This is a genomic window from Mesorhizobium kowhaii (assembly GCF_042431665.1).
Lineage (GTDB): Bacteria > Pseudomonadota > Alphaproteobacteria > Rhizobiales > Rhizobiaceae > Mesorhizobium > Mesorhizobium kowhaii.
The window spans coordinates 26225-52391 of record NZ_JBHLYT010000053.1 but is presented as its reverse complement, the minus strand read 5'-3'; the positions used below and the strand labels follow the sequence as shown (position 1 = coordinate 52391).

The following is a 26167-nucleotide window of genomic DNA, read 5'->3' as shown; positions in this document are numbered from 1 at the left end:
GCGATGCCGGCCGATCTGCGGCCGCGATTTGGCGGGCTTGTTTCGGAGGGCGGCATTCGCTTTGCCGCTTGGTCGCAAGCCGCCCGCCGGCTCTGGGTCTCGATTTTTGACGAGCAGGGCAACCGGGAAATCGAACGGTTTGAGCTGCAGCCGGAAGGCGAGGGCGTGCATGCGCTGTTCGTCGCTGGTCTCGGTACCGGTACCCGCTACGGGTTTCGCGTCGATGGCGATTATGCGCCGGATCGCGGCCTGTGGTTCGACCCCGAAAAATTGCTGATCGATCCCTACGCCCTCGAAATCGACAGGCCTTACGCTTATGACTGGCGGCTGGCCCGGCGCCGGGGCGAAGGCCCCGATACCGCACCGCTAATGCCGAAGGCGATTGTTGCAGCCTTGCCGAAACCCGTGCAGGCGGCGCCGCCGCTGTTCCAGCCCGGCGCCCTGATCTACGAAGTGCCGGTGCGCGCCTTCACCATGCTGCATCCGGACATTCCCGAAAAGCAGCGCGGTACGGTCGCCGCTCTCGCTCATCCCGTGGTTATCGAGCACCTGAAAAAGCTCGGCGTCGGTGCTGTTGAACTGATGCCGGTGACGGCGTCGATCGATGAGCGGCACCTGCCGCCGCTCGGGCTGCGCAACGCCTGGGGTTACAATCCCGTCACCTTCATGGCGCTTGATCCACGCCTTGCACCCGGCGGCATCATGGAATTGCGAAACACGGTCGCCGCGCTGCGGCAGGCCGGCATCGGCGTTATCCTCGATCTCGTCTTCAACCACACCGGCGAGAGCGACCGGCTCGGGCCGACGCTGTCGCTGCGCGGCTTCGACAACCAGGCCTATTACCGGCACACACCTGACGGCAGGTTGGCCAATGACACAGGCACCGGCAACACCGTGGCTTGCGACCACCCCGTCGTTCAGGAAATGGTCCTCGACACACTTCGCCATTTTGTCCGTGATGTCGGGGTCGATGGTTTCCGCTTCGACCTGGCGCCCATTCTGGGAAGGGTCGAAGGGACATTCGACGCCGAGGCGCCGTTGCTGAAGGCAATCGGCGAGGACGCGCTGCTGGCCGATCGCGTGTTGATCGCCGAACCTTGGGACGTCGGTCCGGATGGCTATCAGCTCGGCAATTTTCCGCCGCCTTTCCTCGAATGGAACGACAAGTATCGCGACGATGTCAGACGCTTCTGGCGCGGCGACGCCGGCATGGTCGGCGCACTGGCGACCCGGCTTGCCGGTTCGTCCGATGTGTTTGCCGCGAAGGGCCAAAGCGCCAGCCGCACGGTCAATTTCATCGCCGCCCATGACGGCATGACGCTGGCCGACATCGTGCGCTACGAGCGCAAGCACAACGGGGCCAATGGCGAGCAAAACCGCGACGGCCACAATGAAAACCTGTCGTGGAACAACGGCGTGGAAGGTGAGGCGGACGACCCGGCCGTAGCCATGGCGCGTCTTAACGATCAGTACGCGCTGCTCGCCACTTTGTTTGTCTCGCGAGGCACCATCATGCTGACGGCCGGCGACGAATTCGGCCGCAGCCAGCACGGCAACAACAACGCCTATGCGCAGGACAACGAGATCACCTGGCTCGACTGGGCCGGGCGCGACCAGGCGCTGGAGCATTACACGGCGCTGCTCTCGACGCTGCGCCGAGCGGTGCCGGCGCTCTCCGATACGCGCTTCCTCATCGGGCGGCCTCCAGCAGATTCCGATATTCCGGACGTCGCATGGCTGACCGAAACAGGCGCTCCGCTCGATGAACAGAGCTGGCAAGACCCGCAGCGGCATCGCCTGGTCATGATCCTGCGGGGCGCAACCGATGACGAACGCCGTCTTGCGGCGCTCATCAACGGCGATCGCCGGGCCTGCATGTTCACGCTGCCTCAGCGTGAGGGATTTTTCTGGGAGCCGGCCATTGAAACGGCTGAGGTGGCCGACATCTTGCGGCCGGTATCGGGGCGAACGGTGATCTTCATGATCGAACGCGCAGCCGCGCAGGCCGGCACAAGGGAGAAGCGCAATGGCGGTAGGTGACCAGATCGGATGGTGGCGTGGCTGCGTCATCTATCAGATCTATCCGCGATCCTTCCAGGATACGACCGGCGACGGCAGCGGTGACCTGCGCGGCATCACCAACCGTCTGGAGCATGTCGCCTCACTCGGTGTCGACGCCATCTGGCTGTCGCCCTTCTTCAAGTCGCCGATGGCGGACATGGGCTACGACGTGTCGGACTATTGCGCCGTCGATCCGATGTTCGGCGGCATGGAGGATTTCGATGCGCTGGTCGCCGAGGCGCACCGGCTCGGCCTGAAGATCATCATCGACCAGGTGCTGTCGCACTCTTCCGACAAGCACGACTGGTTCGTCGAAAGCCGAGCCAGCCGCGACAACCCCAAGGCCGACTGGTATGTCTGGGCCGATACGAAGCCCGATGGCGGGGCGCCCAACAACTGGCTCTCCGTCTTCGGTGGCCCGGCCTGGGAGTGGGATTCGACCCGCCGACAATATTACATGCACAATTTCCTCGCCTCTCAGCCGGATTTGAATTTCCACAATCTGGAGGTCCAGGACGCACTTCTGGAAACGGTGCGGTTCTGGCTGGAGCGTGGCGTCGACGGCTTTCGGCTCGACACGGTCAACTACTATGTCCACGACCGCTGGCTGCGCAGCAATCCACCCTTGGCGTCAAGCGTCGCCGGCACCAACAGCGAAACCAACACCTACCTCTACCAGGAACACCTGTTCGACAAGTCGCAGCCGGAAAACCTGGCGTTCCTCAAGCGTTTCAGGGCGCTGCTCGGTGAGTATGAGGACCGCGCCGTTGTCGGCGAGATCGGCGATGAAGGCCGCTCGCTGCAGACGCTCGCCGCCTACACCACCGGCGGCGACAAGCTCCATATGTGCTACACCTTTGATCTGCTTGGCCCACAATTCTCGGCGGCGCATGTGCGGGGCTGCGTCGAAGCCTTCGAGGCAGCCGTGTCCGATGGCTGGGTCTGCTGGGCGTTTTCCAACCATGACGTGGTGCGCCATGTCAGCCGCTGGACAAGGCCGGGCAGCGATCCAGATACCGTCGCAAGGTTATCGATCATGCTGCTCTCCTGCCTGCGTGGATCGATCTGTCTCTACGAGGGCGAGGAACTCGGCCTGGAAGAGGCGGAACTCACCTTCGAGGATCTGCGCGATCCCTTTGGCATCCGCTTCTGGCCAGGCGTCAAGGGCAGGGATGGTTGTCGCACGCCGATGGTCTGGGAGGCCGCTGCCGACAATGCAGGCTTCTCCACGGCTAAGCCGTGGCTGCCGATACCGGCCAGCCATCGCGCCCGCGCGGTCGATGTGCAAAACGCCGACACGGCCTCGGTGCTCGCCTCCTATCGAGCCATGCTCGCCTTGCGCAGAGGGCATCCGGCGCTGGTCGGCGGTTCGATCCGGTTTCTCGATGCGGAGGGCGAAATTCTCGCCTTCACCCGCGAAGACGGCGGTGAGAAACTTCTCTGTGTCTTCAACTTCGCCGAGGTCCCGGCGAATTGGCCGTTGCCTACGGATACCGGAGCTGTCGTGGCTATTGACGGCGGGAGCGGGGTTTTTGAAGAGAGCCAGATCTCGCTGCCAGCGCTTGGCTGTTTCCTTGGTCAGCTCAGCTGATTCAGCGCTTCGGCCGCTGCTTGCAACGCAAGTGATCCCACTTGGGCTGCAAATGCCTTATTGAACGAGAACCGAGCGCCCGCAGGTCGCACCGGTGACACGCACATCGGCCTGGCCGACGCCGACGCCGAGCGCCGAAAGCACATTGTAGAGCAGGTCGTCGACCGGCGCCGTTACGCCGTTCAGCACGGCCACAACTGCCGGCTTGACCGTTCCGAGCAGGGCGGTCACATCGATCCCGAGACCGAGCGCATTGACCGACAGCGACAGGTTGCTGACCAGCGACGTGGTCAGCGACTGCGAGATGTTGCGTGTCGAAACGGTCTTGATCGTCTTGTTGGCGATATCGGTTGCATCGAAGGTCAGCGTCGTCGGGCTGTTGTTGGTGATCGCGGTCGCGGCGGAACCCATCACCTGTATCAGCGGAATGTTGATCAGCAGTAGTTTGAGGCTCACATCCGCGATCTCCGCGTCAGTGAAGGTCTGCGGCTGGCTGAAGTCGCCGAAACCTGAACTGTTGCTGTTGGCCAGATGCAGCGAGGCAATGCCTGGGTGCGCGGCAATGGAAACCTTGATGCTGGAGGGCCCGGTCGGACAAGTGATGTCGGTCAGTTTGGCTTCGGCATAGGCGACTTCCACATTGAGCGGCAGATTGACGGCCAAAAGGCTGATACCGCCGCCGAGACTGGGCGTGCCGACACCGACGGTGGCCACCAGTTTGATGCGTGTCTGGGCGGTGCGCACCACCGTTCCGATGCCATCGACCGCGAGCCACGGCGAAGATTGCATCGGCTCGCCAATGGCAATGTTAAGCGCGGTGGACAGAAGCCCGGGTACGGTGGCTCCGAGATTGACCTGGGCCTGGTTGGTGCCGTTCGCCAGCACGGCGGCAGCGGTCAGCATGCCCATGGCGCTGGCGTCCACTCCAAGGCCGGCTGGCCTTTGCCCGAGGGCCAGGCTGCCGACGGAACCGAGATCGACGAGCTTGTTGAGCGGGATCTTGAAAGTGCTGGTCGACTTGGACGCGATCGACTGCAGCGCCACCTTGGCCGTATTGCCAAGCCCGGGCACGTTGGCCATGGCCGTGGCGATCTGGCCGACGGTCGCCTTCGATGCCAGCACGTCCGAATAGGTGACGCCGGTCAGGCTCAATTGTGTGGCAAGGCCGTCTATGAACGACAACACGCTGACATCGGCCGCGATCAACCCGTTGTAGTCCATGACGCTGAGCGAGATGTTGCCGCCGAGAAGTCCACTGAGCAGCGCGTTGAGAATGCCGCCATTGACGCTGAGCAACCTCGACCCGACCGAGAACGTCGCCTGCGGCGTCATGCTGGCGGTGGCTTCGGTGCCGATGACGGGAGAGGGGATCAGCGAACTCGCGAAATAGCGGGCAGGGATCTTCTTCAGGGTGACATGGACGGCATTGTAGGGCGTTACGCCGGCCTGGAAGCGTTGACTGACATTCGCGGTTGATGCCGCGTAGCGCCCGGGCGTGACCGTCACGACGGTTTTGCCGACGGCCGGCGCGATCGTCTGTCCCGAGCCTTGAACGACAACTCCCGGCATGCCGTTGTCGGTCAACGTGGTCACGACAGCGGTGTCGACGTTGGTGATGTTCGAGGCGGCGGTGATCGCCGCCAGGTCCACCATTGCCTGGGCTTCGCGGCGCTCGGCGTAGATCGAGGCTTCGTCGATGGCCACCGCAGCCAGCGCCAGCGCGACCGGCGCGCTCAATGCCGCCATGACGGTGAAATTCGCTCTTCTGTCGGCCAGGATCGATCGGGCAAGCCGGCCGATCTCAGTGCACGCCCGCAGCAGCATTCAGATGCCCCCGACCCTTATCGTCGACTGGCGCTTGATCGTGCTTCCCGGCATGGCGATGCCCGGGAAGAGGTTCCAGATCGGCAGGTTGCGGGCATCGTACTGGATTGACACCACGAACTGGCTTCCGTCGGCGACGCTGTCATTGGCCTGGTAGGTCAACTTGCTGGCATCCACGAAGGGATATCCGCCGGCATTGTTGGTGACGAAGCTGGCTACGAGCGTCTGGCGCTCGGTCTGGTTCAGTCCGGCAATTGCAGTGCGGGCCGCATCCGCCGCGATCTGCTGGACCGAGTTGGCGGCGCCAAAATATATACCGTATGCAACCATTCCGAGCAAAAGGAGGATGAAGATGGGCGAGAGCAAGGCGAACTCAACCGCCGAAGTTCCAGATTCTTCTTGAAATTTCCGCGTTGCTTGGCAGATTATCGATGATCTACTTGACCTGGTACTCATGACTGCCACGTGTCTGAGATAAAAACCGCACAAAAAGGCAGTCATAATGTAACCTCTGGTTGCTTAAGAACGCATTAACACATTCCGGCAAACTGGCGCGGCCACAGATTCCCGGTGAGAAATGGCGTCGAGGTGAGGAAACCAAGTCAAGCTCCTGGTTTCGGCTCGTATTTCGGCCGCCACGGCACAGCTTTCGACCCGCCTTACTTTGGGTGACCCAGAGAGTCTGTTGAAATAAAAATTCTCCGCGTTAGTGTTTGGCCACCAGCCGCAGGAAGGGAACCGGCGGCGCGCTCAAAGGGGTCAGATATCGGCTCCGGGGCGTCAACACTTAAGGGCGCGCCGACGGCTGCGCCGACAGGGAGAACTTCATGCTGAAAAACATGCTGAAGGCGACGGTGTTCGCCACTACCATGACGCTGGCCGCCGGCACGTTCTACACGCCCGCTTTCGCCGAGACCGTCTATAACCGTGGCACCGCCGCCGAATCGGAGTCGGTCGATCCGCACAAGACCTCGACGGTTTACGAAGCCAATGTCTTGCGCGACCTGTTCCAGGGCCTGGTCATGCAGGATGAGAAGGCCAACCTCATTCCAGGTGCCGCCGAGAGCTGGACAGTATCGGACGACGGCACCGTCTATACGTTCAAGCTGCGCAAGGATGGCCAGTGGTCGGATGGCAGCCCGGTGACGGCAGATGACTTCGTCTACGCTTTCCATCGGCTGGAAGACCCGGCGACCGGCGCCGAATACGCCTCCATGCTCTATCCCGTGAAGAACGCCGAGGAAGTCAACACCAAGAAGGGCAAGCCGGAGGATATGGGCGTCAAGGCGATCGACGCCAATACTCTGGAAGTCACGCTGAAGGCGCCAACGCCCTACTTCCTCGAGATGCTGACCCACCAGGCGACCTATCCGGTCAGCAAGGCATCCATTGATAAGCTCGGCGCCGACTGGATCAAGCCGGGCAATCTGGTGTCCAACGGCGCCTATACGCTCGCTGAGTGGGTTCCCAACGACCACATGAAGCTGGTCAAGAATCCGAAATTCTGGGACGCCGCGAGCGTCAAGTTCGACGTGGTCAACTACATTCCGACCGAAGACCGGTCATCGGCAATGAAGCGCTTCGAGGCCGGCGAACTCGACAGCTACGACGATCTCCCGACTGAACAGCTGGCCGACCTCAAGACCAAGTTTGGCGATCAGATCCACGTCGGACCGTATCTCGGCACCTACTATTATGCGATCAAGACCGACAAGGCGCCTTGGGACAATGTCGAGCTTCGCAACGCCATCTCGATGGCGATCGACCGCGATTTCATCGCCGAAAAGGTCTGGCAGAACTCGATGCTGCCTGGCTATTCGATGGTGCCTCCCGGCATCGAGGGCTACACGCCGGCAATGGCCAAGTATGCCGACATGCCGCAGATCGACCGCGAGGACGCAGCCAAGAAGATCCTCGAGAAACTCGGCTATACGCCCGAGCATCCTTTGAAGATGGAGATCCGCTACAACACTTCGGAAAACCACAAGAACACCGCTGTGGCCATTCAGGAACAGTTGAAGCCGCTTGGCGTCGACGTCACGCTGCTCAACACCGACACCAAGACCCACTACTCCTTCCTCGAGCAGAAGGGCGACTATGACGTGGCGCGTGCCGCCTGGATCGCCGACTACAAGGATCCGGAAACCTTCCTCGGCATCTCGCGCAAGGCCAGCGGCAACAACTATTCGGACTACAACAGCCCGAAATACGAGGCGGCCATGGACAAGGCCGCCGCCGCCGGCGGCAAGCCCGAAGAGCGCATGAAGGAACTCTCCGAGGCCGAGCGCATCCTCGTCGACGACGTCGGCCAGATCCCGCTCCTCTACTACAGCTACCACGATATCGTTTCCTCGAAGCTGCATGGCTTCGTCGACAACGTGATGGACGTCCATCCGTCGCGCTTCGTCAGCAAGGACTGATCCCTGGCCAAGCCGCCGCGCACTAAATGCGCGGCGGCGCTGGTTTGCCATCGCATCGGCCCGGGAACCGGAATCGATTTTCGGCAATGTCGGTGCGAAGATTTGAAGGCTAGAGCGCAATCGTCCAGTTGGACGCGCGCTGCTCTGGATCAAGCGGGGCACCGATGCTGCGATATGTACTAAGGCGGCTTTTGACCGCCATTCCGACGCTGTTCGTCATCGTGACCATGGCGTTTTTCCTGATGCGCGTCGCGCCAGGCGGCCCATTCAACCAGGAGCGGGGGCTGAGCCCCGAGATCAGGGCCAATCTCGAAGCCCAGTTCGGCCTCAACGACCCGCTCTGGCTGCAATTTGTCCACTATCTCGGCAATCTGCTGCGCGGCAATTTCGGCCCGAGCTACAACATGCCGGATTTCACCGTCACCGAACTGTTCGCCAAGGGCCTGCCCATTTCGGTTCAGCTCGGCGCCTCGGCGCTCGTCCTTGCACTTCTGCTCGGTTCCGTGCTCGGCACCACTGCCGCGCTCAACCAGAACAAGCTTGGCGACTATATGGTGATTGCGCTGGCAACCGCCGGCAGCACCATCCCCACCTTCGTCATCGCGCCAGTGATCCAGCTTTTGTTCGGGCTGACCTGGAAACTGCTGCCGATCGGTGGCTGGGGCGATGGCGCTTTCATCAACAAGGTCGGCCCGGTGCTGACGCTCGCTCTGCCGCAGATCGCCATCGTCGCCCGGCTGATGCGTGGCTCGATGATCGAATCCTTGCGATCCCATCATATCCGCACGGCCCGCGCGCTCGGCCTTTCCGACTGGTCGGTGGTGGTCAAGCACGCGCTGCGCGGCGCCATCCTGCCGATCGTCTCGTTCACCGGTCCGGCAGCCGCGGCGCTGCTGACCGGCTCGGTTATCGTCGAGACGATCTTCTCCATTCCGGGCGTCGGCCGCTATTTCGTCGATGCCGCGCTCAACCGCGACTACACGCTGGTGATGGGAACGGTGGTGGTGATCGCCATCTTCACCATCGTCTTCAACCTGATCGTCGACGTCATGTATGCGGTCGTCGACCCGAGGGTGCGCTATGACTGACATTGCAGCCACGGCTCCCGCCGTCATCGGCCGCTCGCTCTGGGGTGATGCCTGGGCGCGCCTCAAGGCCAATCGCGCCGCCATGTTCAGCCTGTATTACCTTGCCCTGATCGGTGTCGTCAGCGTGTTCGGACCCTGGTTCGTGCCGCATCAATACACCACCATCTATGCCGACTATGTGCGCATGCCGCCAAGCCTGTCGGCCTATCCGAAAGCCGAGATGATCGAGACGGCACTCACCGAAGCGATCAAGCGCATGCGGGTCGACATCAAGGAATGGCGGCAGGAAGGCAATCAGGTCTTCGTTACTGTCAAGTCGACCAAGCCGATCGACGACCGCAATATCCGCTATCTCGACCGTTCCGATGCTTTTGACGACACCAAGATCGAGAGCAAGTCGCCTGACGGCCTCGAAGTGACGATGAGCGCGTCGGTCAAGCAGCAGTATTTCCTGTTCGGTACCGACAACACCGGCCGCGATCTTCTCTCGCGCACGCTTATGGCCGGGCGCATCTCACTGGCCATCGGCTTGCTCGCCGGCGTCGTGGCGGTGGTCATCGGCGTGGTCTACGGCGCTGCGGCCGGCTTTTCCGGCGGCAAGATCGACGAGGTGATGATGCGCATCGTCGACGTGCTCTATTCCTTGCCGTTCATCTTCTTCGTCATCATGCTGGTGGTGTTCTTCGGCCGCAACTTCGTGCTGATGTTCCTGGCCGTCGGCGCCGTGCTGTGGCTCGACATGGCGCGCATCGTGCGCGGTCAGGCGCTGTCGATCCGCCGCCAGGAATATGTCCAGGCGGCGGAAGCCATGGGCGTCGGCCAGCGCGGCATCCTCTTGCGCCACGTCATTCCCAACCTGCTCGGTCCGGTGGTGATCTACATGACGCTGCTGGTGCCGCAGGTCATCATCCTGGAGAGTTTCCTGTCGTTCCTCGGTCTCGGCGTGCAGGAACCGATGACCAGCTGGGGTGTGCTGATCTCGGTCGGCGCCAAGAACATCGGCACCGCCAACTGGCTGCTCCTGTTTCCCGCCTTTTTCCTCGTCTCGACGCTGTTCGCCCTGAATTTTGTCGGCGACGGCCTGCGCGACGCGCTCGACCCGAGAGATCGATAAAGATGGGGATCGCTAAGATGGCTGCTTCCGAAACGATCCTCAGCGTCAAGGACCTGCGCGTCCGCTTCCGCACGCTCGACGGCGCGGTCGAGGCGGTGAAAGGCATCAACATCCACGTCAATGCCGGCGAAACCGTTGCCGTGGTCGGCGAATCCGGGTCCGGCAAGAGCCAGACGATGATGGCGGCGATGAGCCTGCTCGCCTCCAATGGCGAGGCCACCGGCAGTGTCGACTATCGCGGCCGCAACCTTTTGACGCTGAGTAAATCCGAGCTCAACAAGGTGCGCGGCGCCAAGATCAGCATGATCTTCCAGGAGCCGATGACCTCGCTCGATCCGCTCTATTCGATCGGCAACCAGCTGATCGAACCGATCCGCCGGCATCGCGGCTTGAATGCCGCCGAGGCACGCGAAGAGGCGCTCAAGCTGCTGCGCCTCGTGCATATCCCCGATCCCGAGCGGCGGATGAAATCCTATCCGCACGAAATGTCCGGCGGCCAGCGCCAGCGCGTCATGATCGCCATGGCGCTCGCCAACGACCCCGACATATTGATCGCCGACGAGCCGACGACGGCGCTCGACGTGACCATCCAGGCGCAGATCCTGATGCTCTTGGCCGAGTTGCAACGTAAACTCGGCATGGCCATCGTCTTCATCACCCACGATCTCGGCATCGTTCGGCGCTTTGCCGACCGCGTCTATGTCATGCGCCAGGGTGAGGTTGTCGAGGAGGGTGAGGCGGAAGCCATCTTCGTCAACCCGCAGCATGCCTATACGAAAATGCTGCTGGCCGCCGAGCCGACCGGCAGCAAGGCGCCACCGCCCGCCAATGCTCCCGTGCTGCTCGAAGGCCGGAATGTCGAAGTGACATTCAGGATCGGCGGCGGTTTTCTCGCTGGCGAGCCGCTGATGCTGCGCGCCGTCGACCACATTTCGATCCGGCTGCAACGCAACCAGACCATCGGCATTGTCGGTGAATCCGGCTCGGGCAAATCGACGCTCGGCCGCGCCTTGCTACGGCTGTTGCCGAGCGACGGGCTCATTCGTTTTGGTGATCGCGACATTTCACAGGCTGACCGACAGGCGATGCGGCCGCTGCGGCGCCAGATGCAGCTCGTCTTCCAGGATCCATTCGGCTCGCTTTCGCCGCGCATGACGGTCGGCCAGGTCATCACCGAAGGGCTTCTGGTGCATGAGCCGAACCTGTCCGGCAAACAGCGCGATCAACGCGCGGTCGAGGCCCTGCTCGAAGTCGGCCTCGACCCCAACGCACGCAACCGCTACCCGCACGAATTCTCCGGTGGGCAACGGCAGCGCATCGCCATTGCGCGGGCCATGATCCTGAAGCCCAAGCTGGTGGTGCTGGACGAGCCGACCTCGGCGCTCGACCGCTCGGTGCAGAAACAGATCGTCGAACTGCTGCGCAAGCTGCAGGCAGACCACGAACTGTCCTACCTCTTTATCAGCCACGATCTCTCGGTCGTGCGCGCCATGGCCGACTACATCATCGTCATGAAGCAAGGCAAGATCGTCGAGGAGGGACCGACCGAGGCGATCTTCAGCAATCCGCAGCACGCTTACACACAGACGCTGATGGCCGCGGCGATCGATGTCACGCGGTTTCGCCTCAGCGCGTGATGGTGCACTCCATTTCGTGATTTCCAGTTGATTGAGATATCACAATATGAGATATTAAATTGTGAAGCAGGTCATCTACCTCGCAGCCGCAATCAAATCGCTTCGCAAGCACCAATCTGATGCCGCCCGCATCGTTGCCAAGATTACGATCTATGCTGAAACCCCGGAAGCCATGGCTAACAACATCAAGAAGCTGGTCGGTTCCGACGAAATGCGGCTGCGGGTCGGCGACTACCGCATCATCTTCACCGAAACCGAAAATGAGATCATTGTAAGCAGGATCGGGCCGCGCGGCTCTATCTACGAATAGGAGTGACAGTGAGCATTCACTATTTCACCACGCCCAAGGGTGACGAAATGGCTGTACTGCCGCGCGCTGAACTCAATGCGCTACAAGATCGCGCTGCCCGTGCCCGTGAGGTGGCGAGTTACAGGGCCGGCGAGGCGCCCGGCTTCACCGCTGAGGAGGCACTGGCTTTCGCCAATGCGGTGTCGCCGCTCGCTTTCTGGCGAGCCAGGAAAGGAAGGACGCAGGCGGCGCTAGCCTCGGAAGTCGGCATTTCACAAAACATGCTTTCGGCAGTCGAAAACGGCAAGCGGGGTGGGGATGTCAGCCTGTGGCTGCGGTTGTCGCGCGTGCTTGAAGTGCCGGTCGATCAACTGGTTGACGAAGACTGAGTCGATCCGCTCGGCGTCTAATGAAGTGCAATTCAATTTGAGGACGTCGAGCATTTGTGCCCTCTCGCAGCGGCAATCGCCTCTTCCTGCTGCTTCAGCCGGCCGATCCTGGCCGTTTCACGGTCGGCGACCGCGGTCTTCACGCGTGAGCCGCCCAGCAGCCAGCGCGGAACGCTGGTGTTGGCCACCTTGCCGCGGGTGATTGCGGTTTGCGAGATGTCGCGAGCGATGTCTCCCAGCGCGCTGTTGAGCTCGGTGCAACTCATGCTCTCGTATTTCGCAGGATCGACGGTTCGGCCGATCGAGGAACAGCCGGCGAGGAGAAACAGCGCAATCACAAGAACCGGTGGCGAGGCTGTCGTTGAGATCAGATTCATGTCCGCATCCGGTTGGCCGTTTTGCCGGCTCCCTCATATCCGTCGAACTACCTAAAGCCAATGCCTATCTTCGTCAAAGTTTCCGATCGCTACGGAACCCGTCGACGCGTCGGTCTCGGTCACATCAGGCAGCACAACGATCTGCCCCCCATCTCTCGATCCTCACCAAATGGCGGAACATTAGGCGCGCCTAACTGTTCTATTCCTGACAGCCGGCATCGGCTTGGTGTCTGCTGAAGATCAGCCGGCAATGGCTGGTCGGTCCGCGTTCTGCGCCAGAGGCGCGGGCTCCCTGAGCAACCGGAGAGAGATCATGAACAACATCATTTGGCTCGTTGGAGCGGTGGTCATCGTGTTAGTGATATTGAGCTTCTTCGGCCTCCGATAGGTGCGACGCGAGCTCTGGCCCGTCAGCCTTTCATCGGCCCGTCGAGCTTTCATCAGAATGGGATCAGTCGAAGCGGAGACAAATCCCGCAGACCGGGCGGCGCGACTGAAACGGGCGCAGCCCGGGTTCCGTCAACACATTTTGGGCTCTGACGCGAAGCGGTTAGCTACGTCTGCCGACTTTGGCGACCTATTTCAGAGAGCGTGGGTGGGGAACAAGGACGGAACCCTGGCTTCAGGTCGAAAGGAACACGCAATGCCAAAGAATACGATTTGCCTCTGGTACGACAAGGACGCGGAGGCTGCGGCTTCTACGTCGAGACCTTTCCCGATAGCGCAGTGGGTGCCGTTCACCGTGCACGGTCGTCACCGCGACGAAGTGATCCGCTGTACTTCGGGTCTTCCGCTTGCAGTGCTGCCATGCTTAATTCGAGTAAATTCACATCAAATTATAGAGTTGCCACGTGATACCAATCTACATTGGGTATGACCCACGCGAATCCCGAGTTCTAGACGTAGCGCGATGGAGCGCCTACCGGCGGACAAGCACGCCGTTGCAGATACAGCCACTCGTGCTCAAAGACCTTGAAGCCCAAGGAATCATGAAGCGACCGATGGTGGTACGTGATGGTAAGCTCTGGTGCCCGATTTCCGAGGCACCGATGTCGACCGAGTTTGCCATATCGCGCTTTGCCGTTCCGTTTATAGGGCAAGGCGGCTGGGCCATGTTCTGCGATTGTGACGTCCTGTTTCTGAAGGATCCAGTCAAGCTGCTCGACCTAGTCGATCCTTCCTACGCGATTATGGCGGTTAAGCACCAGCAACGCGAATCCGAAGCGGTCAAGATGGATGGACAAACGCAGACGTTCTATCGCCGCAAAAACTGGTCGTCGGTCGTTTTGTGGAATCTAGATCATCCCGCCAACAAACGGCTGACCAACGAGATGCTTAATACGTGGCCCGGACGTGATCTCCATGCCTTCAAATGGCTTGAGGACCACGAGATCGGGGAATTGCCTCTGGCATGGAACTACCTCGTAGGGGCTTCGGCTTCCGAACTCGACCCCGCCGATGTCTCGCTGGCGCACTACACGCTCGGCGGTCCTTGGTTTGCGGGCTGGTCCGGCGCCACGCAATGGGACGAATTGTGGAGCCGAGAAGAGAGCATTCTGCGCGCGTTTGAGGAACATGCGGTTCAGATTCCCGCATGAAAACTCCGCTTTCGGATCTCTTGCCAACCTTCTCAAAGCCAATTCTTCGCTTGCCCAGGGTCACGGGCCCCGCCTTGGTGATGGGGTCGGCGCCGAATTTTCGCCTCCCGGAGGGACATGATGCCGATTGGGCACTTGTGACCGTCAACGCTTCCCAGCTTTTGGCGGAAACCTTCGGCCTCCCCGTTCCTGATATCGCCCTGATCCGCCGCGGCATTTTAGTCGGCGAGAGCGAGCAGGATTTTTACAAGCGTGATTTGTTAAAAGGACGGCAGGCAAAGCATCTGATCATCCCGGTTTGGCCGGACGTTGAGGACAAGCTGAAAGCCGGTTGTCGCACCTTCAATTACCGTTATGACACCTTGCAGGCGCTTACCAAATGGCAGCTTGCCAACATCGTCTGGCCGCTTAGCGGCAAATATCATGTGTCCCGCGGCTGGCACCGGAAAATCTCCACCGGAGCCTTCGCGATCATGCTGGCGCGTTTCGCCGGTTTCGCTCCTGTTGTAGTCAGCGGGTTTTCCCTATCCCAAGCCGGGCATGGATACGACACCCGAAATGCCTTTCGATATCATGCCGACGAAGATGCGGATTTGCTTCGACGGGTGGTGAGAAGAGGCGAGCCAATCTACGCAGAGGATAGAGACTTCGCTGCAGAAAGTGGATTGCCCTTGTGGCAGGGACAGATGCCATGACGACGACAGCAGCAGGCCAATGGCGAATGGCGAGATACTCGAGCCAGTACGGCATTGCTTAGCATTTTCTAAAAGCGCGTAATGATGGTGAGGCCAAGCGGCGACAGTGACCAAGGATTTGAGGCTTCGTCTTTGAGCTGCTTTCAAAGACGACCTTGCTTCGATGTTGAAAAGAGAGATATCCATTAGCCGGAACCGTGAGGTCGATTGGACGTTGGTGCCCACCAATGACCAATATGCCCCGCCCTTCGTGAGGTCGATGTGCTGGATATCTCGATGGCTGATCGGCTGGCTATCAAGTCCATTCTCGTTATTCAGACGAAGTACATCGGGGATGTCATTCTGACCTCGGCGCTCGTGCGAAATCTGCGCCTCGCTTACCCAAACGCTGCGATAGCCATGCTTTGCGCTCCTGGCCTGCGAGACTTCATAGTCAGCCAGAATATCGCAGACGTGGCCATCGGATTCGACCGTCGAGGTGCTGGTAGAAGTCTGCCTCAGCGAGTGAAGGAATATTCAAGCTTGGTCGCTGACCTCCGCCGCCGAAAATTCGATCTCACCATTGATCTAACTGACTCGAAGACATCAAGGATAATGCACAGGTCAATCGGCGCCCCCCTGCGCGTTGGATACAATCCCCCGGAAAGGCCCCTGAAATTTTGGGAAAGTCAGCCTGCCAATATATTTGCTGAAACCTTCGGCCATGGAGGCGCGCACTACTTGTACCGATATCTGTCCCCGCTTGAAGCTCTTGGGATAGAATTACGCGAAGTGACACCGAGGCTCGAACCCACACCAGTCGGCCGAAGCGCATCTACCCAGGTTCTGGCGCAAAGCAATCTGGCTGTAAAAGCTTTCGTCGCGGTACACGCTGGAGCAAGGTTCGAAGGGCGGTGTTGGCAACCTGAACGGTTCGCTGCAGTAATCGACGAGGTATATGCAACGACGGGCCTGCGGTCACTGCTGATTGGTGGACCTGATGAGAGCGCAACCGCGCAAGCTATCCTGAATGTGGCGGTGTCACCATTGGTGAGCGTTGTTGGTAAAGCCTCGCTTGAGACATTAACAGCATTGCTTGCGGATGCATTCATCTTTCTGGGAAACGAGAGCGGCCCAATGCACCTGGCTGCGTCAGTCGGAACTCCAGTTGTGGGCCTGTATGGCCTGACGCCCCCTGACATCTGGGGGCCTTTTGGGGTGCTTCACCGCACCGTTGAGCCGCCGTTGCCTTGCCAGTGTGTTGCGCCCGATTTGTGCAAACCCGACAACCCGGGCGGCGTTTACTGCGTTCATCGACTACCAGTTGCCAAGGTCGCTCAAGCGACACGAGACTTGATAGATGCAGTGAGACAGGCGAATGAGACGGCCAATTGAACCTACAGCCATGACCGGCCCGCTTGAAACCGTGAAGAAGGCCCTGCAGGCCTATGTCGACAAGGATCGTGCGCTCATCGATTCGGTGATCGGCAGGCCGCACAGCTTCACCAGTCCGCTCGACAACGCGCTCAGTCGCGAAATCGATTTTGAACGCTGCTGGCTGTCAATAACATCCCATCGTCTCCCAACTATGCACATCTAACCTGCCTAGCCGCGGCGCTCGGGCGGTACGGCCGCTTTTTGATCGTTTCATCGTGATAGCGGACGGCCGGCTTCCGGCCCATTGGAGTCATTCGACAACTGTCGGCGATCGACGCGTTTTTGCGCGAAGCAGACATAGATGGCGAGACGAGAACCTTCGGCAAAATAGCGAGTGGTCAATGCGGTCTCGGTACGGTAGGCGCCGGAAACAAGCCGACCTGGGCTGGCGAGTGAAATGGCCGCAATAGCGTATCGCAGTTTGATAGTTATGCGTCTGCCCGATGCATCGAGCGGCCTAGATGCTTTTCCATTTTTCTGTGGGGTAGGCAGTCTTCGGGCTGCCTAACACATTGTTTTTTCTGGTCGGTGTGGCAGGATTTGAACCTGCGACCCCCTCGTCCCGAACGACGAGGGCTGCCAGGAAAAGCCCGGATTTCCGGCATTTCTCGTCACGGTCGGCGGCTTCTGTTCACCTTTGTTTCCGACTTAGATGTGGGGTTTCTGTGGGGAGTGGCGGGAGCGTTCGCCTTCTGTGCCATAGGCATTCGGACCACATTTTTCGGAAGGTTTCGCGAACGCGCCTTAGAGACGATTGCCTCTGCGGCATCCGCTTGGAAGTCGGCCGCGGCCGTCCAGTTCAGTTCGAGCTGATGGCTGACGCCCGTTCAAGCAGTTGGCAGTGCGCGTGACGCGACCTCCTCCCTCGCACAGCGTGTGCGTGCCCAAGTCCCCCCGGGGGGCACGCCGATCTGGCGGAGCTCAACTTCTTGCCCGGTACACCTCGCCCTACTCAAGCTCACGCTGCCTTTCGGTCCGCGCGCCGGAGCCCCACAAAGCGCGCGTGAGCAGGTTCCGTTTGCCCTTGCGCGGGACAAGCTCGATATCGCTGACAAGCTTGGCGCCGCCCTTGCGCCGCTCCAATGTGATCTTGCGGCTGTGAAAGGCCTCCAACTCGACCCGATGCGCCACGCTTATGATGGTGACGTTCGGCAATTCGTGGATGATGGTCTCCATCATCTTGTCCTGGCTCTTCTCATCGAGTGCTGCCGTCGCTTCATCAAGCACGATGATGTCGGGAGCGTGCAAGAGGAGGCGCGCAAACGCGAGCCGCTGCTTTTCGCCACCCGACAAGGTCTGGTCCCATGGCGCGTCTTCCTCGATCTTGTCGTTCAGATGACCGAGTCCCACCTTGTCGAGGGCAGCCTTGATCTCGTCCAGCGTCCAGTTATCGGCGGCGCCGGGATAGGCGGTCGCACGCCGAAGCGTCCCCGAGGGGATGTAAGGACGTTGCGGCAACATGAACATTCGCTTGTCAGGGTGGAAATTGACGCTGCCGCCACCCCAAGGCCACAGGCCCGCGATCGCCCGCACCAGTGTGCTCTTGCCTGAGCCGGATTCGCCGGCCACCAGCACCCGCTCGCCCGGTTCGATCGCGACCTCGGTTTCCCTGACCACGGCGGTGCCATCGTCAAGCGACACAGAGAGATCGTTCAGGCTGAGCATCGCCTCGCCCTCGGTTTCGCCATGGTTGATGCGTCCCAAGGCGTCGCTTTGCTCCGCGCGCTCGAGCCCGTCGAGCGACATCATCAGCGAGGCAATACGGCGCGCGGAAGCGTTCCAATCGGCGAGGCGCGGGTAGTTGTCGACCAGCCATCCGAACGCGCCCTGCACGATGGCGAAGGCGGAAGCAGCCTGCATGACCTGTCCCAGCGACATGCTGCCTTCGAGAAACTTTGGAGCGCAAAGCAAGACCGGCACGACCGGCGCGAACAGGCTCGATCCCTGCGACACCAGTGCCGTGCGCATGTGCTGGCCAGTAAGCAGCGCCCATTGCTTGAGCACGTGCCCGAACGTCTTGTCGATGCCGCTGCGCTCCTCCTCCTCGCCCCCAAGCAGTGCAATGCTCTCACCGTTTTCACGCACCCGCGTCAGCGTGTAGCGGAATTCGGCTTCCGTCTGGTTTTTCTCCTCGGAGAGCTCGACGAAACGGCCGCCAATGACCACCATCGAGGTAGAGGTGATGGCGGCATAAATTACTGCAGTGATGACGAGGAACCCAGGGATGGTGACGCTCGAACCTCCAATCGGCAGGGTAAGGGCGCCACCGATTGTCCAGAGCACCACGATAAAAGTCGCGGCAGACAGAAACGCAGAAATGACGCCGGCCACGAAATCAACAGGCGACTCGGTGGCAATCCGCAGATCCTCCGCGATGCGGGCCTCAGGATTCTGGTGATCGCCGCTGATAAGGTTCAGCTGATAATAGCGGCCGTTAGCCAGCCAGCGCCCGATGACCGAAGTGGTAAGCCAAGAGCGCCAGCGGCGCTGAATCGTCATCCGAATGAAGACCTGCGCGACGACGAGGCCGGCGTTTCCGGCCACGAGTGGCAGGAAAACGACGCTGAGAAAATAGACAGTGGGGGCATTGCGTTGCTCGATGGCGTCGAAAATCGCGCGGTTCCAGACATTGATCCCATACTGGAAACCGACATTCATGCCGATCAGGGCCAACAGTCCGATCGTGCACGGCCAGGCGAGCCGGTCGCCGCGCCGGCTCCAATATCCGCGCGCGCTGATCCAGAACCGCGTCAGCAGATACTTCTTGCCCGCCTGCTCAGCCTGCTCGGGCGTCTGCTCCGGATTGGATTCGATGATTTCCGGTGGCGGCTCGGCCTCTCCGACGACCTCGGACGCGACTTCGACAGCCGGCCCCTCCTGCTGACGCGGCTTCCCGGTACCGCGTGGTTTAGCGCTGTTGGCCGGTTTCGGTTTGGATTTAGCCTCGGACATACGGCCGACAACGGCTTAAAAATCAAAAGGTTTCATGGTATCCTCTCAAGAAGGCAAACAGCGCCGAGGCTAGCCCTCATAACAGCCTCGCCTATGGTCGTTCTCGAATGACAGCCTTCACCTGTTGCGGGCAGTTCGCCGCTGAGTGTCGGCCACGGGTCTGATGCCGGCAGTTGGCTGCTGGGCCGCTCGTGCTAACATTGTGGCTAATTAAACGGCGCACCATGATCGTGGTCCGCTAAGCGCGCCTACAGAAAGCCCCAGCCGAAGCCGGCAGGTTATACATTAGCAATGACTGATGGATAGGGCGGGCAAGTTTGCTCACCGAATTCTGAGATCGCAAGCCCAACACGGAACGATGCACATCAATGCTCGTTCATCTGGCTGGTATGCAAGAGGAGAACGCAGAAATGGCTGTCAAAAAAACGAGCGACACCAGCCGCGTGGTGAAGGGCCAGGAGTTGGAGGTGCAACACCTGGCCGAAACTACCGACTTGTCACCCAATCAGGCGCGCGCGCTGCTGCGCAAGCACGGCAACGATTGGGCGAAGATCAAGGACGAAGCCGAGAACTACAAGGCCGAAAGCTAACGCACCCACACGCGTATGTAGGGGTGCGGCAAATCAGGTGCGGCTAGCGACCAAGGCTCCGCCCCAAGAAAAAGCTAGGCGACTTTGAATTCCTTGACCGCCTTCTCGAAGGCGGACTTGATCGGCTTGGACACGTCCTCGACGGCTTTGGTCGTGACGGCCTGGAGTTCCTTGGCCTGCTCGACGGCCTTTTCAACCTGCTTACGGACGAAGGCGGTCTGAAGTTCAACGAATTCGGAAGGCGACCTCACGGCAAGTAGGGCTTCAAAGTGCGAGAAGCCGGCGTCGGCATTGGCGCGCAGAACGGCAATTGTCTTCAGCGACAGATCGGCGCCAACGGCCTTGGCGGCTTCGAAGCTCGACTCGAGAGCCTTCTGGGTCGTCTCTGACCCCGCCGTGAATTTGGCATAGACCTCTTTCGACTGCTCGACGCCCTTTTCGGCAACCGAGTTCACATATTCGATGGCCTTGGAAGCGTCCAAGGCGGGGTACCCGTTGTCGATAAATTCAGCGGTTTTTTCAGTGGTTTTGGACATCGTTTCCATCCTTTCCAGCAGCAGCTTTCTAGAAGTATTATTAGCATTCTCTAATGGAAGATTGTGTGCAATGCAACATCTTTGTTGCGATGCACCAAAGATGTTGCTGGGCGTGGGGCACTGCAACTGTCGGTGTTGGTTGGGGCCTGCAACGCCTCAGCCTGGGCTTTGCGGAACCTTCCCTCAGATATCGGCGTCCTGCGATGCTTATGCCAGCGTTCATACCGTGCTCAGAGGGACGTATCGGTCAGATCCAAAGCTTCAATTGTCATCGAGCCTTTGTGGTGGTGTTGAACTCGCGGTTTGCCGAGTAATCGATTGTGAAGGTTCCCTCTGTGAAGTGAACGCCGTGCTTGACGTTGAAAATCGTCACCGTCGTGGAGAGTCCCTGCTCGTCAGTAATGGTCCATCTGCGTAATTCAAAGGATCTTCTGTCAAACATCATGGCAATCTTTGAATTTCCAAAAGATGACTTGTCGGCGAGCCGAATAGCGATGAGATCGCCTTCTTCTTTCATGCCTCTAAAGCGATTGCCAGAGAAGTCGACCTGATTGTCGAGCAAGAGCTTGAGAGGCGTCTTCGAGAGTGAATAAAGGCGCGATGTCTTAAGCTTCTTATTGTAAATGACCAACGATTTTCCATCGGCAATTACGTTGACACTCGATCGCCCCGTATAGTTGAATCGGATCTTGCCTGGGCGTTGCAGAAAAAAATTGCCGCCGGTCTGTTCCCCCTTCGGGCCAGACTGAACGAAATCCCCGGACATGGATTTTACTGACGAGAAGTGATCTGCGATCATCTGCGCTGTTACAGGTGCGGCCGAGAGTGCTGGAGCAATCAACTGAAATCCGGGTGCGACATTGATCGAGGCTGCGCCGACAAAGGCCAAACAGAGACCAAGGAGTCGCTTGATCTTACTAGCCATTCAGTCCTCCTCCTGTGGAGTTAAACGCAGTCTCAGACTTTAAGCTCCGAGAGGTCGTAGCGAAGATCGCCTTCCTGCATCCCTCGTTGCGAGCCGGCGCACGAACACCAGGTAGAGTCTCAACTTTGTCAAGGACCGAGAGCGCAGGCGCGTGACCTACACACGGGATCACGCGGCCTCGAGATCAGTAGCCCTGCGGGCACCGTGCTATGTAAACGCGGCCTTGACGATCGCGATATCGGCATTGACCAGCTTCACTTGCGTGCCCGATGACCGCGCCAGCAATTACACCAACGGCACCGCCAACGACAGCACCCTGCACCGGATCGTTAGCAACTGCGGCGCCAATTGCTGCGCCGCCCAACCCGCCAACTGCGGCGCCTTGTTCGGTGCGCGAACATGCCGCGAGTGGAACGAGTAGGCTCAACATGAGCAGGGTCATTTTCATGATTTTCTCTCCTGAGGCCCGGTTTGAGCCGAAGAATAAATGCGCGACTGAGCTTTTCGATCCATCAATCGGAATGTAAGTCCCGGATCGGGCTTCCGAAATAGTGGGTCCCGCGGTCGCGATACAGGATGCAGGGATTCTCGCGCTAGCCGACGCCTGGTGCCCGACGAGTTGCGCGGCGCGCCCACCTGGACGCCAACTAACGATGAGATTTTGGTTTGTTGGACGACTGCTCGGAACCGGTGTTCGTCCGTTTCGTTACCCTAACGACGTTGGCGTCGACGAGATGGGATATGGTATGGACGACAAGTTGTTTGACGAGCCTGTAACCATACGTCTAACCGCCAACGGCAAGCTGCAGCGGATACGGTCCGCGAACGATGCCTCAGCCATCCTTGCTAGCGTCGATTGGCCTGGAGAGCGAACCGCTATCCATCGGGACGCCTTCGAAACCGCCGAAAAAGTCTTGGAAGGCTACCGTTCAACGGAAGATGCAAAAATTCGTTTTTTGGAGGCCGCGCGCGAAGCTGTCATTCTTTTCGACGACAGCCATACCCAAACATCAGATCCCAAGCGGATCTATTTCGAAAGCAGTGTTAGCATCCGTCCTCACGGCAGCGCCTCGGTGAGGGAAGTAAAATCGGTGAATGGCGCCAGCGAGGTTCTGGTGGATTGGCCTCATTCGAAACGCGGACCTTACTATCAATCGGCCAGGGAGACGATCGAGGGAGCGATTGAAGGGAAGGCCACCCCTGATCAGGCGCGTGATGCATTTGTGGCCTTGGCAGAATACGCCGGAATTCTGGTTGATAAGTCCGCCTGACGATTGATGTGCCTGTTCGAAATGTCAGCAAGAACTTCTGGGTCCGCCGAAAGCAAATCACTGATTGACAGGGAGGCTGAGGGCCACGCTGCTCGCTCGTCCAAGGGTCAGCCTACGACTGTAGGTGAGGACGGGCAAGAGCGAGGCAGGGAGGCGGAATGGCCATCCGAGATTCCTGCCCTTGGATGGAGGGATATCGCTTGGCGCGTGTGGGAGGAATTCAACAAGGACCGCATCATGCTGGTCGCAGCAGGCGCCACGTTTTACCTGCTACTCGCACTGTTTCCGGCCCTGGCGGCCTTCATGTCTCTATATGGGTTTGTGGCAGATCCAGTGACCGTAGCCGATCACGTTTCCTATCTCGCCGGCCTGCTTCCTTCGGGCGGCCTCGATCTCATTCGTCAGCAGTTGCAGGCGCTGGCACATCAGAACACAAGCGCGCTTGGGGTGGGATTTTTCGTCGGCCTGGCTATTGCGCTATGGAGCGCAAACAGCGGTATCAAGGCGCTGTTCGACGCCATGAACATCGCCTACGAGGAAACCGAAAAACGCAGCTTTATCCAACTAAACTTCATGTCGATCGCATTCACCATTGGTGCTTTGATAATCGGCATCGTTTTGCTTCTGACCGTCGGTGTCATCCCCGTCATCTTGTCGTATTTATATCTCGACAAATGGGCAGAAGTGCTCTTCGCGGTGGGGCGTTGGCCAATCCTCATGCTGGCCATACTCACCGGAATATCGCTGATGTACCGGTTCGGTCCGAGCCGGGAAAAGGCTAAATGGCGCTGGCTGAGCTGGGGCGCCGTAACGGCCACGTTGGTCTGGTTAGCCGCATCGTGGCTGTTCTCATTCTATCTCCAGCATTTCGCCAACTACAATGTGACCTACGGATCGTTGGGCGCCGTGGTCGGCTTAATGATGTGGACTTGGATTTCGGTGATTATCCTCATTGTCGGGGCCGCGATCAACGCCGAAATGGAACATCAGACGTCGCGAGATTCAACCACCGGGCCGCCATTACCAATGGGTCAGAGAGGGGCGGTTGTTGCTGATACGCTTGGCAAGGTCGCCGAGTGACGCCAAATCTCGATCGCCCCACCAGGCGTCGTTTCCATCGGACCACGCTACCGCCAGCTTTGCCATCGTCTTCAGCAATGTGTTCAACGCTCGTATCCGCAAGGCGCTATGGTTCTTCGCTGCCGCCCTGCTTGATTTCCCGTGTCTATGTCGGGCCCCATTATATCGGCGACATCATGGCTGATATCGCCACCGCGCTTATTGCCTGCGGGGTGGTCGGATATCTTATCGGGAGGCACCGGCATCGATCGATGGGTGACCGGAACACGGATAGCCGCCCTTTTTTTAGCAATCTCATGACCCAACGAATTTGCCTCGCCCATCGTAGCCGACGACCGAGCGAACGGTCATTTAGACTAAACAAAGCGGGTTGCAAGCTGGCCTGCGAATTATCTTCTTCAGTCAAGGATGCGCAATTGGATGTTGATCGCCACCGAAGGCGGACAACAGCCTGCGTTTCGCTAGGTCACTTGACGCTCCAATTCCACCTCGGCCTCTAGGCACTCGATGTCGCGGAAGATCGAAGCGACAGCCAGTGTGCGTCCTTTGCGTTTGAAGCGGAGCAGACAATCCTTGGCAGTGATGTCTCCATCGACCGCGATCTCATCCCATCGCTCGGCATGACCGACGTAGTTGATGGGAACATCGTAATGCTGGCTCCAAAAGAACGGCACGGCGGCGTACTTCTCGCGATGGCCGAGCATGTTGAGTGCCGCGGTTTGCCCCTGCCTCTCTGCAACCACCCAATGCTCGACCCGAATGTTCTCGCCACTGTGTGGATCTGGCCACCGGGCAATGTCGCCAGCCGCGAAGATGCCGGGCGCGCTCGTCTCCAGAAAGGCGTTCACCACGACACCGCGATCAAGGCTAAGGCCAGCCTTTTCGGCGAGCCCGGTCCGCGGTCGCACGCCGATGCCGGCCACGACGAAATCCGCCGTCAACGTATCGCCACTGCTGAGTTTCACCTTCCTGCCGTCGATGCTGGTCGCAGTGTCCTCGAGATGGAATACAACACCATTCTCCTCATGGAGGGCGCGGATGAAGTCACCCATTTGCGGACCCAGGACCCGCTCCATGGGTCGTTTACCTGGCGCCACGACATGAACTTCGATATTGCGCGAGCGCAGGGCCGCGGCAACTTCCAGGCCAATGAAACTGGCGCCAAGCACGATGGCGCGGCGCGCAGTCGTGGCTCGCTCGATGATCGCCTTGCAATCCGCGAACGAGCGCAGCGTGTGAACGTGTGGCTGGTCAGCGCCGGGTATGGTCAGGCGAACCGGTTCGGCTCCGGTCGCAAGCAGCAGCCTGTCGTAAGGAGTCCGGGACCCGTCCGCGAGTACAACCTCGCCAGAACGTGCATCGATGCTGGCGACGTTCGCGCTGAGACGCAGGTCGATATCGTTCTTCGAATAGAAGCTTTCGCCGCGGAGCGGAATCCAATCCTCCGGTGCTTTGCCGGCGAGGTAGTCCTTGGAAAGATTGGGCCGATCAACGGGCGACGCGTCGTCGTTGCTGAGCATGACGATGCTGCCTTGATAATGTTCGCGCCGTAGTTTTTCGGCCGCTGCGAAACCGGCCGCGCCGCCGCCGACAATGACGATCTTCTCTGGAACCTGGCCGGAGCCTCCGGCGCGCTGCTTCGGTACTGTCCGTTTGCGTTTCTCTCCCACGAATATCCGGTCATCGCGTAGTTCGACCGACCAGCAAGCGAGGTGATTGAAGGCAGGGGCGCGCAGAGCCTCGCCTGTTCGCAAATCGAAGCACGCGTGATGCCAGGGACACCGAACGGTATCCTCCACCACAAGACCGTCGACGAGGGGCCCGCCGTAATGTGTGCATGTCGCCCCGATGGCGAAGACCTCGGCCCCATGGCGCACCAGCAGCACCTGCTCATCGCCGCAATAACCTGCCAGCTTTCCGCCATCAGGAAGATCGGCGAACGCGATGCCCTGAACCAGATCCGGCCCGTTTAATTTGGTATGGCCTTCAGCCATTTTCTTCTCTCTCTTTGGCGGTGTCAAAATCCCTGTACGGCCAAGCAGCAACTCCCAGGTCCACCAGCATCGAAATACCTTCTGCCTGGTTAGCGCGCCTTCAGGTTCTTGACACCACTTCTGCCCAAACGTCCGGCTATGTCATTCGTTGCGAGTTGGGCAGTATGCACACTTCAAATTCCCGCCATCAAGGCGCCGCCTGACATTCAGTCAGGGTAGGCTCGCAAGTCGAGCAATTGATCGTTGTCCGGTCCTCCGGCGAACTTTCGAAGTTCTCAGCGCATCCTGACCGTTGTGAATATGTCGGACACGGCTGACTT

23 protein-coding genes and 1 pseudogene are annotated in these 26167 nt (G+C 59.7%); 16 read left to right on the top strand and 8 right to left on the bottom strand.

Annotated features, from left to right (window positions below):
• The first annotated feature begins 3 nt into the window (after positions 1–3).
• Entirely contained in the window at positions 4–2040 is a 2037-nt protein-coding gene (gene glgX / locus ACFFNA_RS27685; protein ID WP_378923122.1) for a glycogen debranching protein GlgX, read from the top strand.
• The gene (gene bglA / locus ACFFNA_RS27680; RefSeq protein WP_378923121.1) at positions 2027–3652 is read left to right on the top strand and encodes a beta-galactosidase BglA; all 1626 of its coding nucleotides are present in this window, start codon (positions 2027–2029) and stop codon (positions 3650–3652) included. Before glgX ends, bglA begins: the two co-directional genes overlap by 14 nt.
• Positions 3653–3709: 57 nt before the next feature.
• Here the strand turns inward: bglA and ACFFNA_RS27675 are convergent, their stop codons facing one another.
• Together ACFFNA_RS27675 and ACFFNA_RS27670 are read right to left on the bottom strand one after the other, a co-directional pair.
• Positions 3710–5476 (bottom strand): Tad domain-containing protein, encoded by a 1767-nt coding sequence (locus tag ACFFNA_RS27675; protein WP_378923120.1) that lies wholly within the window; start codon positions 5474–5476, stop codon positions 3710–3712.
• A complete protein-coding gene (locus tag ACFFNA_RS27670; protein WP_378923821.1) occupies positions 5477–5932 on the bottom strand; it encodes a TadE family protein in 456 nt (151 codons plus the stop codon). It abuts the gene before it with no gap.
• Positions 5933–6303: 371 nt separating this feature from the next.
• On the opposite strand from ACFFNA_RS27670, the gene ACFFNA_RS27665 reads away from it, so the two are divergent.
• The 6 genes from ACFFNA_RS27665 to ACFFNA_RS27640 all read left to right on the top strand — a co-directional run bounded on the left by ACFFNA_RS27665 (position 6304) and on the right by ACFFNA_RS27640 (position 12413).
• Positions 6304–7896, top strand: coding sequence for a peptide ABC transporter substrate-binding protein (locus ACFFNA_RS27665; RefSeq protein WP_378923119.1), 1593 nt, complete (start codon positions 6304–6306; stop codon positions 7894–7896).
• Between the two features lie 164 nt (positions 7897–8060).
• Positions 8061–8984: an ABC transporter permease subunit gene (locus ACFFNA_RS27660; RefSeq protein ID WP_111543866.1), complete on the top strand. Its 924-nt coding sequence runs from the start codon at positions 8061–8063 to the stop codon at positions 8982–8984.
• A complete protein-coding gene (locus tag ACFFNA_RS27655; protein WP_111543867.1) occupies positions 8977–10098 on the top strand; it encodes an ABC transporter permease in 1122 nt (373 codons plus the stop codon). The genes ACFFNA_RS27660 and ACFFNA_RS27655 overlap by 8 nt, the downstream gene beginning before the upstream one ends.
• Before the next feature lie 17 nt (positions 10099–10115).
• Positions 10116–11735, top strand: a complete 1620-nt coding sequence (locus ACFFNA_RS27650) for an ABC transporter ATP-binding protein (RefSeq protein ID WP_111543875.1) — start codon at positions 10116–10118, stop codon at positions 11733–11735.
• A 61-nt stretch (positions 11736–11796) separates the two neighbouring features.
• The gene (locus ACFFNA_RS27645) at positions 11797–12045 is read left to right on the top strand and encodes a type II toxin-antitoxin system RelE family toxin (RefSeq protein WP_111543868.1); all 249 of its coding nucleotides are present in this window, start codon (positions 11797–11799) and stop codon (positions 12043–12045) included.
• A gap of 8 nt (positions 12046–12053) precedes the next feature.
• On the top strand, positions 12054–12413 hold the full coding sequence (locus tag ACFFNA_RS27640) for a helix-turn-helix transcriptional regulator (RefSeq protein WP_146606032.1): 360 nt from the start codon (positions 12054–12056) through the stop codon (positions 12411–12413).
• 32 nt (positions 12414–12445) lie between these two features.
• Here the strand turns inward: ACFFNA_RS27640 and ACFFNA_RS27635 are convergent, their stop codons facing one another.
• Positions 12446–12790 carry a hypothetical protein gene (locus ACFFNA_RS27635; protein ID WP_111543870.1) on the bottom strand — a complete coding sequence of 115 codons (345 nt, stop codon included), beginning with the start codon at positions 12788–12790 and terminating at the stop codon, positions 12446–12448.
• 643 nt (positions 12791–13433) lie between these two features.
• On the opposite strand from ACFFNA_RS27635, the pseudogene ACFFNA_RS27630 reads away from it, so the two are divergent.
• From ACFFNA_RS27630 to ACFFNA_RS27610, 5 genes and pseudogenes are all read left to right on the top strand, one after another.
• Positions 13434–13537, top strand: a pseudogene (locus tag ACFFNA_RS27630) (VOC family protein); the annotation flags it as partial.
• 212 nt (positions 13538–13749) lie between these two features.
• Entirely contained in the window at positions 13750–14388 is a 639-nt protein-coding gene (locus ACFFNA_RS27625; RefSeq protein ID WP_378923118.1) for a hypothetical protein, read from the top strand.
• Entirely contained in the window at positions 14385–15083 is a 699-nt protein-coding gene (locus ACFFNA_RS27620; protein ID WP_378923117.1) for a hypothetical protein, read from the top strand. Before ACFFNA_RS27625 ends, ACFFNA_RS27620 begins: the two co-directional genes overlap by 4 nt.
• Before the next feature lie 276 nt (positions 15084–15359).
• On the top strand, positions 15360–16457 hold the full coding sequence (locus ACFFNA_RS27615; protein ID WP_378923116.1) for a glycosyltransferase family 9 protein: 1098 nt from the start codon (positions 15360–15362) through the stop codon (positions 16455–16457).
• A 10-nt stretch (positions 16458–16467) separates the two neighbouring features.
• Positions 16468–16662 carry a hypothetical protein gene (locus tag ACFFNA_RS27610; protein ID WP_111545928.1) on the top strand — a complete coding sequence of 65 codons (195 nt, stop codon included), beginning with the start codon at positions 16468–16470 and terminating at the stop codon, positions 16660–16662.
• A gap of 785 nt (positions 16663–17447) precedes the next feature.
• Here ACFFNA_RS27610 and ACFFNA_RS27605 read toward each other — a convergent pair.
• Complete coding sequence (locus ACFFNA_RS27605) at positions 17448–19451, bottom strand: ABC transporter ATP-binding protein/permease (protein ID WP_378923115.1); 2004 nt, start codon at positions 19449–19451, stop codon at positions 17448–17450.
• 410 nt (positions 19452–19861) lie between these two features.
• On the opposite strand from ACFFNA_RS27605, the gene ACFFNA_RS27600 reads away from it, so the two are divergent.
• Positions 19862–20041 (top strand): DUF3606 domain-containing protein, encoded by a 180-nt coding sequence (locus tag ACFFNA_RS27600; RefSeq protein ID WP_111545944.1) that lies wholly within the window; start codon positions 19862–19864, stop codon positions 20039–20041.
• A gap of 74 nt (positions 20042–20115) precedes the next feature.
• On the opposite strand, the gene ACFFNA_RS27595 is transcribed toward ACFFNA_RS27600, so the two are convergent.
• From ACFFNA_RS27595 to ACFFNA_RS27585, 3 genes are all read right to left on the bottom strand, one after another.
• Entirely contained in the window at positions 20116–20577 is a 462-nt protein-coding gene (locus ACFFNA_RS27595) for a phasin (protein ID WP_378923114.1), read from the bottom strand.
• Between the two features lie 268 nt (positions 20578–20845).
• Positions 20846–21502, bottom strand: a complete 657-nt coding sequence (locus ACFFNA_RS27590) for an outer-membrane lipoprotein carrier protein LolA (RefSeq protein WP_111545930.1) — start codon at positions 21500–21502, stop codon at positions 20846–20848.
• 184 nt (positions 21503–21686) lie between these two features.
• Positions 21687–21950 carry a YMGG-like glycine zipper-containing protein gene (locus ACFFNA_RS27585; RefSeq protein WP_111545931.1) on the bottom strand — a complete coding sequence of 88 codons (264 nt, stop codon included), beginning with the start codon at positions 21948–21950 and terminating at the stop codon, positions 21687–21689.
• 298 nt (positions 21951–22248) lie between these two features.
• Between ACFFNA_RS27585 and ACFFNA_RS27580 the strand changes: the two genes are divergently transcribed.
• Entirely contained in the window at positions 22249–22773 is a 525-nt protein-coding gene (locus ACFFNA_RS27580) for a DUF982 domain-containing protein (protein ID WP_378923113.1), read from the top strand.
• A 21-nt stretch (positions 22774–22794) separates the two neighbouring features.
• Complete coding sequence (locus tag ACFFNA_RS27575) at positions 22795–23853, top strand: YihY/virulence factor BrkB family protein (protein ID WP_378923820.1); 1059 nt, start codon at positions 22795–22797, stop codon at positions 23851–23853.
• Between the two features lie 461 nt (positions 23854–24314).
• Here ACFFNA_RS27575 and ACFFNA_RS27570 read toward each other — a convergent pair whose 3' ends face one another.
• Positions 24315–25847, bottom strand: coding sequence for an FAD-dependent oxidoreductase (locus ACFFNA_RS27570; RefSeq protein WP_378923112.1), 1533 nt, complete (start codon positions 25845–25847; stop codon positions 24315–24317).
• Positions 25848–26167: the final 320 nt, after the last annotated feature.